This window comes from Hymenobacter ginkgonis, from assembly GCF_009755225.1.
Lineage (GTDB): Bacteria > Bacteroidota > Bacteroidia > Cytophagales > Hymenobacteraceae > Hymenobacter > Hymenobacter ginkgonis.
On record NZ_WQKZ01000003.1, the window covers coordinates 651,745 to 663,811 of the forward strand.

General features: G+C 62.4%; 11 protein-coding genes and 1 pseudogene. 8 read left to right on the forward strand and 4 right to left on the reverse strand.

What is annotated here, in order from left to right:
• Positions 1 to 5: 5 nt before the first annotated feature.
• Both GO988_RS14205 and GO988_RS14210 read right to left on the reverse strand, forming a co-directional pair.
• Complete coding sequence (locus tag GO988_RS14205) at positions 6 to 1,100, reverse strand: DUF3500 domain-containing protein (protein WP_157566555.1); 1,095 nt, start codon at positions 1,098 to 1,100, stop codon at positions 6 to 8.
• 123 nt (positions 1,101 to 1,223) lie between these two features.
• Positions 1,224 to 2,330, reverse strand: a complete 1,107-nt coding sequence (locus tag GO988_RS14210) for a DUF3500 domain-containing protein (RefSeq protein WP_157566557.1) — start codon at positions 2,328 to 2,330, stop codon at positions 1,224 to 1,226.
• Positions 2,331 to 2,934: 604 nt separating this feature from the next.
• Here GO988_RS14210 and GO988_RS14215 point away from each other — a divergent pair.
• The 6 genes and pseudogenes from GO988_RS14215 to GO988_RS14235 all read left to right on the forward strand — a co-directional run bounded on the left by GO988_RS14215 (position 2,935) and on the right by GO988_RS14235 (position 8,417).
• A complete protein-coding gene (locus GO988_RS14215) occupies positions 2,935 to 3,711 on the forward strand; it encodes an SDR family NAD(P)-dependent oxidoreductase (RefSeq protein WP_157566559.1) in 777 nt (258 codons plus the stop codon).
• A gap of 105 nt (positions 3,712 to 3,816) precedes the next feature.
• Positions 3,817 to 4,449 (forward strand): SDR family NAD(P)-dependent oxidoreductase, encoded by a 633-nt coding sequence (locus GO988_RS14220; RefSeq protein WP_157566561.1) that lies wholly within the window; start codon positions 3,817 to 3,819, stop codon positions 4,447 to 4,449.
• A 306-nt stretch (positions 4,450 to 4,755) separates the two neighbouring features.
• Positions 4,756 to 6,921, forward strand: coding sequence for a PAS domain-containing protein (locus tag GO988_RS14225; protein ID WP_157566563.1), 2,166 nt, complete (start codon positions 4,756 to 4,758; stop codon positions 6,919 to 6,921).
• A gap of 24 nt (positions 6,922 to 6,945) precedes the next feature.
• Positions 6,946 to 7,275 (forward strand): annotated as a pseudogene (locus GO988_RS24440) (PAS domain-containing protein); the annotation flags it as partial.
• 117 nt (positions 7,276 to 7,392) lie between these two features.
• Positions 7,393 to 8,070, forward strand: a complete 678-nt coding sequence (locus GO988_RS24445) for a sensor histidine kinase (protein ID WP_394351226.1) — start codon at positions 7,393 to 7,395, stop codon at positions 8,068 to 8,070.
• Between the two features lie 17 nt (positions 8,071 to 8,087).
• The gene (locus tag GO988_RS14235) at positions 8,088 to 8,417 is read left to right on the forward strand and encodes a hypothetical protein (RefSeq protein WP_157566567.1); all 330 of its coding nucleotides are present in this window, start codon (positions 8,088 to 8,090) and stop codon (positions 8,415 to 8,417) included.
• A gap of 174 nt (positions 8,418 to 8,591) precedes the next feature.
• On the opposite strand, the gene GO988_RS14240 is transcribed toward GO988_RS14235, so the two are convergent.
• Positions 8,592 to 9,188: an FMN-dependent NADH-azoreductase gene (locus GO988_RS14240; protein ID WP_157566569.1), complete on the reverse strand. Its 597-nt coding sequence runs from the start codon at positions 9,186 to 9,188 to the stop codon at positions 8,592 to 8,594.
• 231 nt (positions 9,189 to 9,419) lie between these two features.
• On the opposite strand from GO988_RS14240, the gene GO988_RS14245 reads away from it, so the two are divergent.
• Positions 9,420 to 9,785, forward strand: a complete 366-nt coding sequence (locus GO988_RS14245; RefSeq protein ID WP_157566571.1) for a winged helix-turn-helix transcriptional regulator — start codon at positions 9,420 to 9,422, stop codon at positions 9,783 to 9,785.
• A 266-nt stretch (positions 9,786 to 10,051) separates the two neighbouring features.
• Here the strand turns inward: GO988_RS14245 and GO988_RS14250 are convergent, their stop codons facing one another.
• The gene (locus GO988_RS14250) at positions 10,052 to 11,554 is read right to left on the reverse strand and encodes an aminotransferase-like domain-containing protein (protein WP_157566573.1); all 1,503 of its coding nucleotides are present in this window, start codon (positions 11,552 to 11,554) and stop codon (positions 10,052 to 10,054) included.
• A gap of 111 nt (positions 11,555 to 11,665) precedes the next feature.
• Here GO988_RS14250 and GO988_RS14255 point away from each other — a divergent pair, with 111 nt between their 5' ends.
• Positions 11,666 to 12,064: a GNAT family N-acetyltransferase gene (locus GO988_RS14255; protein WP_157566575.1), complete on the forward strand. Its 399-nt coding sequence runs from the start codon at positions 11,666 to 11,668 to the stop codon at positions 12,062 to 12,064.
• The last annotated feature ends 3 nt before the right edge of the window (positions 12,065 to 12,067 follow it).

The window sequence follows — 12,067 nt, forward strand, 5'->3', positions numbered from 1 at the left end:
AGGGCTTACTGCCCGCCGTAGTCGGTAGTCCGGTCGCGCCACACCGAGTGCGGGTGTACCGTGCCCGGAAAGTCGCGGCTCGGCTGGCCCGAGTATTCTAGCCACAGGCTGGGGCCGTCGAGGCGCACATAATCGTTGTCTTTGCCCATCGTGCCGCTGCCCACGAAGGCCAGGTAGGTAGCGGGCAGCTCGGCCGTGTAGCGGGCCAGCAGGGGCGCAGCCGTGGCCGGGTCCAGGTCGTCGACGTAGCGCCGGATGGCTTGCCGGGCCAACTGCTGCTGCACAGTGCTCAACTCGCTCAGGCGCACCCCCTGCCGGGTGGCGGGAAACCGCCCGTCTTGGCCGGGCCCCAGCAGCACGTCGCGGAAAGTGGTAGTCAACCGGGCCTTAGCCTGTTCAGCCACGCTCAGGCTACTCAGCAAGGCCGCGAAAGCGGCCCGCTCCTGCTCCAGGGGCTGGTAGGTGTGGCCGTGGTCGGTGACGGGCGTCATGGGTTCCGCACCCCGAAAGTCGGGCGTTACCCCCGCCGTTTTGCCGCCCTGGTAGGTGTTAGCAAAGGCGAAGTGGTGGCCCCCGTATTGCAACTCCCAGCGCCCGCTCAGGCTAGGAGTGCCCAGCAGAGCCAGGTAGTAGTTGCCCGCCCCGAAGGTGCCGGTTTGGTTGGTAGCCGTGCCCAGGTAGTTATCGGCCACCAAGTTGCCTTCTAGCTCGTCGTACCCTTCGTTGGGCACGCCGGGTGCCAGCACGCTGGCCAGCAAAGCCTTAGCTGCTGCCAGCTGCGGCGCGGTAAGTGCCCCAAGAGCAATGCCCACCCGCTGGGGCCGCGAGAACTGCTGGGGGAAGTTCGACCAGCGAGCAGCATCGGCTTTGGTGTAAGGCCGCTGCGCCTCGGCCAACTGGCTAGGGCTCAGGGTAGCTTTGAAAGCTTCGGCTAGGCACACCACCCGTGCCAGCCCCTGCGCGGCGGCGCAACTAGGAGCTGGTGCGGGTTTGACCTGCACAATAGTGCTGTTTGATAGGCCGGGCGCCTGCTGACGCTGCCAGGCCAGCAGGGCCGGCAGCAGCAGGCCGAGGCCCCATACAAAGGAAGGGTGTCGCATAAGGAGGGTTCGGTAGTGGGCCAGGTGCTAGCGGCGGTGGGGCTAAGTGCATAGCCTCACCGCCGCTAGCCAAAAGTACCGGCCTTGCGGGCCGACACGCACTGGCTTCTCGACTAGCCGCGGTTAATTACCGCCGTAGTCTTTCGATTTATCGCGCCATACCGAATGCGGGTGGGTAGGCGAGAGCACGATGCCGTTCTGGCAAGAATATTCCAGCCACAGCGAGGGCCCGTCGAGGCGCACGTAGTCGTTGCGGGTGGTCATGCCCGTCGTGCCAGAGTAGGCCAGGTAGGTATTGTCTAGCTCGGCGGTGTACTTGGCCAGTAGGGTGGCCGCATCCGCGTCGTCGATGTCGTACACGTAGGTTTTGATGGCCGCCAGCACCAGGGCTTTCTCGCTGGCCGACAGATTGGCGCACTTCAGGCCAATGGGCGTGGCGGGGAAATTGCCGTCCTGCTGCGGGCCCACTACCAGGTCGGAGTAAGTGACGCTCTGCTTGGCCGTAGCCTGCTCGGTGCTGCTTAAGCCAGTGAGCATAGCCGAGAAGGCGGCTTGTTCTTGCTGCAAAGGCTGGTTGGTGGTCGAGTTCAGCGTAAACGTGGCAAACGGCTCTACCCCCCGAAAGGCGGGCGTGGCGCCCACCAGCACCCCATCCTTGTAGGTGCTGGCGCAGGCCAGGTGGTGGCCGCCAAACTGAATTTCGAAGGTGCCGGTAGTAGCGGGCGTGCCCAGAAAGGCGATGTAGTAGTTGGCCGCGCCGTAAGTCGAACCCCCGCCGTTGGCACCGAGGTACTCGTCAGCGTTGAGCAGCTGCTGAATCTCGTCCCAACCTTCATTGGCCGTGGTGCCCGAAATCTCTTTGATAAGGGCCTTGGCGTACTGCACCTGCACGGTCGTCATCGCGCCAAAGCTCAGCCCTATCCGCTTGTTGGTGCCCTGCACCAAGCCCTGCGGCAGGTTCGACCACTTTTTGGCATTGGCTACCGAATAGGTAGTTTGTAGCGTGGTAATCTGCGAGGCTTCGAGCTGCGATTTAAAGGCATCGGCCAGGCAAAGCACCTTGGCAATGCCCGTGGCCGAGGCGCAGGTACTCACCGCAATCGGGTCGGGGTTCGAGTTGGTGTTGCTGGTCGTGGAGCCCGTGGTGGTGTCATCTTTTTTGCAGGCAGTGAAAAAAGTAGCAGCGGAAACCACCAGCACGGTTACCAGCGTTTTTAAATGATTTTGCATGAGGAGGAAGTGCACAGAGATACTAGCGGTTGTGGGTGCGAGGAGAGAAATTAATACGTGCCATAGAAAACCAATCTTTGGTGAGCGGTGAACGCCGAAGCTCGCTGCATCGTCCGAAAGCTAGGCTGGCAGTCGCTGGATAACCCTCCTAATTCGGCCATTCGGAGGGTTATCCCGACCAATCGCTCGCAGTGCACGCCGCTGGCGCTGGCACTTGCGCTTCGAAGACAGCCCTACCCCCCCAGGCCGGGCCCAGCCAAGTGCTGGCATGCAGGCGCGCGGCTTCCGCCAAGCAGCTTGGCACCGGTAAACCCCTGGGGCAGCCCGCCAGCTATTCCCCCGGATTTTCTCTGAAGACCGGGCGGCGTAGGCTGCCCCAATGAAGTTATCGGGCGAGTTCAGCCTGCTAGCAGCTGGGGAGACAAGGGCGGCCGTTTGGCCGCGCGCTGGGCGCGTAGAGTATGGCGCGAGGAGCCTGGCGGCTAGGGCAGGGGGTAGTATTTACGAGGGCGTGTGCTTACCTGCTTCGACCACCCCAACCTGGCGCGCGTACAGGGATGCCAGCACCGTTCAGTACAGCAAACAGCGTAAAATTCCTCGCATTATGGCTCGTATTTTCATCACGGGTTCAGCCGATGGGCTGGGCCAACTCGCTGCTCGTCAGCTTGTGCAGCAGGGCCACCAGGTTGTGCTGCACGCCCGCAGCCCCGAGCGGGCCAACGAGGCACGGGCCGCCGTGCCGCCGGCCGAAGCGGCCGTGGCGGGCGACCTATCCACGCTGGCCGGCGTGCGCCAGGTGGCCGAACAGGTGAAGGAGCTAGGTTCCTTCGATGCCGTTATTCACAATGCGGGCCTCTACCAGGTGCCCCGCCTCGTGCCCACGGCCGATGGCTGGCCGCCCCTGCTAGCCGTCAACTCGCTGGCGCCCTACCTACTAACCTGCCTCATGGAGCGCCCCGCCCGGCTGGTGTACCTCAGCTCGGGGATGCACCGCCAGGGTGATGCCAGCCTGCGCGACCTTACCTGGCAGGAGCGGCCCTGGAACACTACCCAAGCCTACTGCGACTCCAAGCTGCACGACCTGCTGCTGGCCAATGCCGTGGCCCGGCGCTGGCCCGCGGTCTTGGCCAACGCCGTTGACCCCGGCTGGGTCCCCACTAAAATGGGTGGCGCCGGGGCCCCTGATAGTTTGACCGAGGGGGCCAAAACCCAGGCCTGGCTGGCGGCCGGCACCGACCCGGCCGCGCACGTTACTGGCCAGTACCTGTATCACCAGCGGCCAAGCGCTACCCACCCGCAGGCTGCCAATGTAGACTTACAGGAGCAGTTTTTGGCGGAATGTGCCCGGCTCACGGGCATTTCGTTGCCGGCCCACGCGTAATTGGCGGGGGTAGTAAGCATTCGAGTAATGCAGTAATTAACTAGTGAATAAGCTTGCTACCCCCTCCTGGTCCGCCAACCCAATCACCTTATTCCCTTCGCGAACATGAAAAATAAAATTGCCATTATCGGGGCCGGCTCCGGCATCAGCCAGGCGGTCGCCCATCGCTTCGGCCAGGAGGGCTACGAAGTAGTGCTCATAGCCCGAAACGCGGCCCGCCTGCAAGAGCGGGTAGCTGAACTGCAAGCGGCGGGCATTGTCGCGACTTCGGCAGTGGCCGACAGCAGCCAACCCGACCAACTGAAACAGGCGCTGACGGGCCTCGACGGGCTGCGGGTAGTGCACTACAATGCGGCTGCTTTACGTAGCGCCGACGTGCTGGCAGAAACTGCGGAAAGCCTCCTCCAGGATTTTGCCGTGAACGTGGTGGGCCTGCTCACGGCCGTGCAGGCCGCTCTGCCCCAACTCGAAGCCCAGCGGGGTAGCGTGCTGATAACGGGCGGCGGCCTGGCCAAACATCCTCACCCGGCCTACGCGTCGCTGGCCCTGGGCAAAGCAGCCCAGGCCAACCTGGCTAATAGCTTGGCGCAGGCAGTGCAGCCAAAAGGGGTCTACGTGGGTGTGCTGCAAATCAATGCCCAGGTCAGCGAATCCGACGCGGTGCATAACCCCACGGCTATTGCCCAGCGCTTCTGGGCCATGCACACAGGCCGCACGCAAGGGGAAGTTGAGCTTTAGCGCCTTGGGGGCTTGCAGTCAGGGTAGTGGCAAAAAAGCAGGTTGAGTAGAAAATAGAACTTGTTAAAAGCTAGGCCCCTTAGCAGGAAAAACGCGCGAAATAAGTACTAATGCCTCACTGCATCGGGAGGCTTTTTTGAGGGGGTAGGGCTGGTAAACCAGCACTTGCAAAAAGATAGCTACTGCGGCCCGCGCTCAAAGATTGGCCCCTGCGCAGGCGCCGCTGCGAACGGCGCTGGCCGGCTGGTCGAATACTTACTTGGCGGAGCATTTTCTTATCTTCGCTTAGGCTTTTCAGCTGTTCGTATGTCTGCTACTGCTATCCTACTAGCCGATTTATTTGCCCCTGAAGACTGGTTGACCTTGCTCGATGTGTCGCTGACGGGCATCCACTTGCTGCGCCCCATTTATGCGCCGGATGGGGCCACCATCGTGGACTTTGCTATTGAGTACCTCAACCCGGCCGGGCAGCGCATAATGGGCCTGTCGGAGCAGCCGGGCGGCACGCTGCTGGGCCGCTTTCCGCACGCCATGGCCGAGGGGATATTTGAGTACTACCAGCGCACGTTCGAGACGGGCGAGCAGCTCAGCTACGAAACCAATTACCAGGCCGACGGGCTCGACAACTATTTCAAATTCTGCGCCCGGCGCAGCGGCCGGCACCTGCTGGTTAGTTTCACCGACACCAGCGACCAAGACCGTAGCGCGGTCGAAAAAGCCCTGCGGGAAAGCCAAGCGGCCGAAGAAGCTGCCCGCGCCGAGGCCGAGGCTCAGCGCCAGCGCTTCTACGACCTGCTGATGCAGCTGCCCGCCCAGGTGGCCGTGCACGAAGGCCCCGACCAAGTCCTTACCCTCGTTAACCCCGGCTACCAACAGCTGGCGCCGGGGCGCGAGCTACTGGGGCAGCCCAGCCGCGAGGCGTGGCCCGAGCTCGCCAGCCAAGGCATCCTCGACATCCTGGACCAGGTGTATCAAACGGGTGAGCCCTTTGTGGGAAAAGAAGTGCCTTTGCAGCTGGATTTTTTGCCCGCTGGCCGGGTTAAGCAAGTGTACTTGAACGCCTTCCTGCTACCCCTGCGCGATGCCCAAGGGCAGGTGCACGGCGTGCTCGACTACTCGTACGATGTTACGGAACAGGTGCTGACGCGTCGGCAATCGCAGCAGCTCAACCAGGAGCTAGCCGCCGCGCAGGCCGCCGCCGAGCGCGAGCGGGCCCTGCTGCAAGCCATGTTTACGCAGGCCCCGGTGGCCATTGCCCTCTTCCAGGGCGAGGAGGTGCGCGTGACCTCGGCCAACGAGCGCATGGCCGCCCTCTGGGGCCGCACGCCCGCGCAGGTGCTGGGCCGGCCGCTGGTAGAAGGGGTGCCCGAACTGCGGGGGCAAGGCTTTGATGAGATGATACAGCAGGTGCAGGCTACCGGGGTGCCCTACGTGGGCACCGAAGCGCGCGCCCAAATCCGGCAAGCGGAGCAACTGGTAAACCGATACTACAACTTTGTTTGCCAGCCGATTTACGACGCTGAAAATAGGTTGCTGGGCGTTATCAACGTAGGCACGGAAGTAACCGAGCAGGTAGTAGCCCGCCAGCGCGTCGAGCAACTCAACCAGGAGGCGCAGGCGGCCCGCGCCGAAGCCGAGCGCCAGCGCGGCGAGTTGGAGCGCGTGTTTGAGCAGGCCCCGGTGGCCATTGCCGTGTACCGAGGCCTCAACTATACCATCGAGCTGGCCAACGCCACGATAGCCCGCCTCTGGGGCCGCACCCGCGAGCAGCTGCTGGGCAAAGCCGTGTACGAGGCACTGCCCGAAGCAGCCGGCTGGGGCTACGAAGAGCTGATGGATGGCGTAATGGCCACGGGCGTGCCCTACGCCGCCCACGGCATGGAATCGCAGCACGAGCGCAACGGCCGCCTCGAAACGCTGTACTGGGATTTTGTGTACGTGCCCATGTATGCCCCCGACGGCGAAATCAATGGGGTGATGGTGGTAGCCACCGATACCACGGCCCAGGTGCTGGCCCGGCGGCAAGTCGAGCAGCTCAACCAAGAACTGGAAACCCGGGTGCAGCAGCGCACCCAGGAACTAGCGCAGCAAAGTAGCCGCTTAACGCGCTTACTCTACGAAGCCCCGGCGGCCATCGGGGTACTGGGCGGCCCCGATTTGGTATTTGAGTTAGTGAACGCCCGCTACGCCGCGCTTTTTCCCGGCCGGGCATTGCTGGGGCAGCCCATTCTGGCGGTGCTGCCCGAACTACTCGATGGTCCTGGCGCAAACCTGCTGCGCCAGGTACAACAAACCGGCGTCACGTTTGAGGGGCGCGAGGAACGAATGGACTTCGCCCAGTCGGGCGGCGGCCCGCTCGAAGCCCGCTACTTCGATTTCATTTACCAAGCGCGCTACGACACGGCTGGCGGCATCGACGGCCTCGTGCTCTTTGGCTTTGAAGTAACGGAGCAGGTGCGCGCCCGCCAGTAGGCCGAGGAAGGCGCGCGGCGGCTTCAGCTGCTCACCGATGCGCTCCCCGTGCTCATTGGCTACCTCGACCGGGAGCGGCGGTATCAGTTCAACAACGAGGCCTACCGCGCTTGGTTCAACCAAGACCCGGCCGCGCTGCGTGGGCGGCTGGTGCGCGATGTGGTGGGCGAACAAGCCTACGCGGCTACCAGCGGCTACATGGACCGGGCCCTGGCCGGCGAGCGGCTGGACTTCGAGGCCACCATGCCCTACCGCGAAGGTTTCACCAAGCACATCCACACCAATTACGTGCCCGATGTGCGCGACGGGCAGGTTATTGGCTTCTACACATTGGTGCAGGATGTGACCGAGCAGGTTGAGGCGCTACGGCAAGTGGCCGCCCTCAACGAGCAATTGGTCGTTATAAACAAAGAATTAGCAACGGCTAACGACGAACTCGGCACGGCCAACCGCCAGCTCACGCGCACCAACGTGGACCTGGACAACTTTATCTACACGGCCTCGCACGACCTGCGGGCGCCCATCACCAACATCGAAGGCCTGCTGCTGGCTTTGCGCGAGCAAATTTCTGCTTCGGCAGCCCTGTCGGACAACCTCATTCCGCAGCTGCTAGACATGATGCAGGGTGCGGTAGAGCGCTTTCAGGTGACCATTGCCCAGCTTACCGACATTGCCCGCCTCCAGCAGGCCCACGACCTGGCCACCGAAGAGGTTGCCGTGGCCGAAGTGGTCGAAGCCGTGCGCCTAGACCTAGCCCCTCAGCTTACGCAAGCCGCCGCGCAGCTACTGGTGGACGTTGCCCCCGACCTGCGCGTGTCCTTCGCACCCAAAAACCTGCGCTCGGTGGTGTACAACTTGCTCAGCAACGCCATTAAGTATCGGCACCCGGCCCGCCAGCCGGTTGTTCGGCTGCGGGCCGAACGCCGGGAGCCGGCCGTTGTGTTTACCGTGCAGGACAACGGTCTGGGGCTGAGTGCGCAGCAGCAGGGCCAGTTGTTTGGTTTATTTCAGCGCCTGCACACCCATGTCGAAGGCACGGGGGTAGGGCTGTATATGGTTAAGCGCATGGTCGAGAATGTGGGCGGCACGATTACGGTACAGAGCCAGCCCGAAATCGGCACCACTTTCATTATCCAACTACCCGCCTAAACTTATATAATCTGCCGGTGAAGCCGCCAGGCCCTGCCTACCCCCGCCAGTTTGGGGCGCGCCGCTACCCCGTGCTCGGCGCACAAGGCCAGGTGGTGCAGCTTCTTTCGTCGGTGCCAGGGTACGGCTGCCGTGCTGGCCCCGGCCCACCGGCCCGAAAGCCAGGTAATGCACCAGGGCAGAGTGACGGGCTACCCGCCTGCTACGACGTGACGGAGCAAATTCGCCCGCATCAGGGACGGCAGCGGCTAAAGAAGGACTTTGAAACCTGCGTGGCCGCGCATACCCAGCAACTCGAAGCAGCCCAGGCAGCCACCGCGCGCCGGCAACGTTTAACAATAGGGTAGATTTAGGGCAATAGGCGGCAACGGCGGGCTAACCGAGGCTTTTGCAGTCCGCAGCGTTGCATAAGCGCTAGACTTAGCAGAAGGAAAAAAATAATCCCAGCAGCTGTCCCCCGCACCGGGAGCAACTGCTGGGACCAGTCCGCAATTTGTGCACGTGGGTGCGGCCCACCCGGCCTATACAGCTACGCTATCGATGCCTTTTTGCAACGCGGTCGCCTGAAATTCTGGTAGCTTCACGCCTTCGGCGCGGGCTATAGTGACATCACGCATGCCCAGAAAACCCAGCATCCAGCGCAGGTAAGGCGCGGCGAAGTCGTAGGGCTGCATTGGCCCCTCGGAGTAGATGCCCCCGCTGGACAGCGCAACGTACACCTTTTTACCCGTAATGAGCCCTTCGGGACCGGTAGGAGTGTAGCGGAACGTACTATTCGCCCGCGTTAAGTGGTCAAGCCACGCCTTCAGCGAAGAAGCAATAGTGAAGTTGTAGAACGGAGACCCGATAACGAGTACGTCCGCCGCCATTACTTCGGCAATTGCCTCATCGGAGTGGCGCACGGCCTGCTGTTGCTCGGGCGAGCGCTCTTCGGCGGGCGCGAAGTAGGCTTGCAAGTGCGTTTCTTCGAGGTGAGGAAACGGGTGCTTGGCTACGTTGCGCACAACCACCGTACTGCCCGGATGCGCAGCCAGTAGCTTGTCGATAATGCCTTGGCTGAGTTTTGTGCTGAACGACTCGGCACCGCGAGCACTGGAAATGATTTGCAGAATCTGCATGGGGAAGGGGTAAAGGGAGGAAAGGCAAGCTAATGACACGTAACGCGCAGCCCCCGAGCCGCTGCTCGCCAACTAAGCGGTTGGGTAGGCTGTTGGGTATTCTGATTACCTCAAGCAATCAGCTAGCGGTTTGTTGGTACTTTTCGCCAACTGCAGATTACTAGCCGGTAGCCTGATTACCAGTAGGTAATCATCCGTTTTAGTCCTTTTGCCTTTTCTCTCCGCTCTCGCATGACTACCGCTGACTTTTCAGAATGCGCCCTCGCGATGCAGGCACTGCGCAATGCCTTGCCGGTCGTCAATAGCAAGTGGAAGCTGCAAATCATTGTGGCGCTGCGGGGCGGCACCCGGCATTTCCGCGGGTTAGAGCGCAGCGTTGCGGGTATCTCCACCAAAGTGCTGGCCAAGGAGTTGAAGGAGTTGGAAGCCCATCAGTTCATCGCCCGCACGGTGCACCCCGGCCCGCCCGTGGTGGTAGACTACCACGTCTTGCCCTATGCACACTCGCTCGACCCCGTCATTGAGGTCATAAAAGCGTGGGGCAGCCAACATCAGCAGCGCTTAGATGCACTCCACGCGGCGCAAGTAGAGAAGTAATTCTGAGCCGGAGGAACACTTGCTAGCCCGCAGAGACTGTTTTCAGTGATTCCGTTCTTGCACAGCCAGTAGACTCTCCGAAGCCGAACTGAAAAGGCGTCATGCTTCGACAGACTCAGCAGAACCGTCTCTCTAGCAAGCGGTGGCGGGTGCCATTGCAGTTGAGTTAAATAATTGGCATCAAACCCTGAGTCTGGTCCAGAAAGCCACACTTTTGGGGGCTCAGCCTAATGTTGCATTGCTTTCACGCGCTAGGATAGCTTCGGCTAAATTAGTGCTTCGGCCATGCTGGCTGTGCCAGCCACCGGGTAGCAGGCTTGCAAGGCCTGCTTAAGAACCTCCATACGCTGCCGCATTTCTTCTACAGTTAGGGAGGCAAAGCCCAGCCGTAAGCCCCAGGCACCGGTTGGCCCCTGGTGCCTCATGCCGTCGCTGAAGGCTAGGCCTAGGCGGCGCCCGTGCGCCACAACTAGGGGTAGGTCAATGTCAGCGCGCCAGCACCCCCAGATGGCCAGCCCACCCGCCGGCACGCTGAAAGAAAGCCAAGCGCTTAGTTCGGTGCGCAGCAGCTGGCAGCACGCATCGCGGCGCTGCTGGTAGTGCTGGCGCGCCCGTTTCAGGTGCCGGGTTAGCTCGCCTTCGGCCAGTAGCTCGGCCACGGCTTCCTCTAGGAGCGCATCGCCTTGCCGGTCCACAAGCCGCCGCAAAGGGCCTAGGGCCGCAATAATATCGGGGGGCGCAACCACGTAGCCTAGGCGAACGGCCGGGGATAGGGCCTTGCTCAGCGAGCCTACGTAGAGCACGCGGCCTTGCCGGTCGGCGCTGGCCAGGGGCAGGATGGGGCTGCTTTCGTAGTGATAATCAAAATCGTAATCATCCTCCAGGATGATAAAATCGTGGACTTCCGCCAGGTGCAGCAGTTGCATCCGGCGCGCCGCCGAAAGCGTAACGGTGGTAGGGTAGTGGTGGTGCGGGGTGAGGTAGAGCAGCCGTACCCGGTGGCGCTGGCAGAGCGCGGCTACGTCGTCTACCACTACCCCTTGCTCGTCGAGCCCGGCGCGCTGTAGCTGGGCTCCGCACTGCCCAAAAATGGTTTCGACCGACCGGTACCCGTAGTCGGCCACCACTACGGTATCGCCGGGCTCTAGCACTAATTGCGCCAGCAGGTACAGCCCCATGATGCTGCCGCGCGTGGTGAAAATATGCTCGGGGTCGGCCGGCACCCCCCGGGTAGCGCGCAAATACTGACTCAGCTGCTGGCGCAAGCGCCGCGACCCGTTGGGGTCGGTGTAGCCCAGGTAGGTAGGGTGCAGCAGGTGGTGGGTGGCCCGCCGATAATTGCGGGCCAGCGCCGCCAGCGGGGCGAGCCGGCTATCGGGCGAGCCATCGTCGAGCCACTGCGTCGAGGGGGTAGGCCACGGCTCGGCCGCTGCGGAGCGGGCGCGAAAGGCAAAGCCCGCGCGGTGCGCGACGTGTGGCGGGCCACTGGCCAGCGGCTGCGCGTGTACTTCGGGCAGCTGCTGGCTCACCACCGGGGCCCGCGCCGGGCGCAGCTCTAGCCAGCCCTGCGCGGCGAGCTCCTCAAACGCTCCGGCCACCGTTTGCCGATGCACGTGCAGCAGCGCGGCCAGCGTGCGGGCCCCAGGCAAGCGCGTGCCAGCAGGGATGATGCCCTGTTGGATGAGGCTCATCAATGCGGTACTCAGTTGCTGCGCCAAGGTAGTGGGGGCGCGGCGGTCGAGGGTAAGAAGAGTTTGATAAGGAAGCATGGCCTAACTGGTCGAGTAGTATTCTGCAAACTGGACCAATGCAACCGACCAGACGGCTGCTAGTTTTGGCTCCTGCCTAGAGTAGCCAATCCCTTTTTAAGTCGCCTAGCCATGCCTATTACGTACACCTTAGATGCCCAGCCTACCCCAGCGCAAGTGATTGACCTCTACCGCAGTGCGGGCCTCGTGCGCCCCATTGAAAACCCCGCCCGCATTGCCCAGATGTACCAGCACGCCAACTTGGTTATCTCGGCTTGGGCGGGCGACCAGCTTGTGGGGGTAGCGCGGTCGCTGAGTGACTTTTGCTACTGCTGCTACCTGTCCGACCTTGCGGTGCACCAAGACTACCAGCGCCAGGGCATCGGCAAGCGCCTGGTGGCCCTAACCAAGGAAGCCGTGGGCGATGAAAGTATGCTCCTGCTGCTAGCGGCGCCAGCTGCCATGCCCTATTACCCGGCCCTGGGTATGACACCGGTGGACAATGGGTTTATCATCAAGCGCTTAGCCTAGTCT

Excerpts from the sequence above, each read along its gene's own strand:
- GO988_RS14205 (WP_157566555.1), bottom strand. The coding sequence starts at position 1,100 with ATGCGACACCCTTCCTTTGTATGGGGCCTCGGCCTGCTGCTGCCGGCC.
- GO988_RS14210 (WP_157566557.1), bottom strand. The coding sequence starts at position 2,330 with ATGCAAAATCATTTAAAAACGCTGGTAACCGTGCTGGTGGTTTCCGCT.
- GO988_RS14215 (WP_157566559.1), top strand. The coding sequence starts at position 2,935 with ATGGCTCGTATTTTCATCACGGGTTCAGCCGATGGGCTGGGCCAACTC.
- GO988_RS14220 (WP_157566561.1), top strand. The coding sequence starts at position 3,817 with ATGAAAAATAAAATTGCCATTATCGGGGCCGGCTCCGGCATCAGCCAG.
- GO988_RS14225 (WP_157566563.1), top strand. The coding sequence starts at position 4,756 with ATGTCTGCTACTGCTATCCTACTAGCCGATTTATTTGCCCCTGAAGAC.
- GO988_RS14240 (WP_157566569.1), bottom strand. The coding sequence starts at position 9,188 with ATGCAGATTCTGCAAATCATTTCCAGTGCTCGCGGTGCCGAGTCGTTC.
- GO988_RS14245 (WP_157566571.1), top strand. The coding sequence starts at position 9,420 with ATGACTACCGCTGACTTTTCAGAATGCGCCCTCGCGATGCAGGCACTG.
- GO988_RS14250 (WP_157566573.1), bottom strand. The coding sequence starts at position 11,554 with ATGCTTCCTTATCAAACTCTTCTTACCCTCGACCGCCGCGCCCCCACT.
- GO988_RS14255 (WP_157566575.1), top strand. The coding sequence starts at position 11,666 with ATGCCTATTACGTACACCTTAGATGCCCAGCCTACCCCAGCGCAAGTG.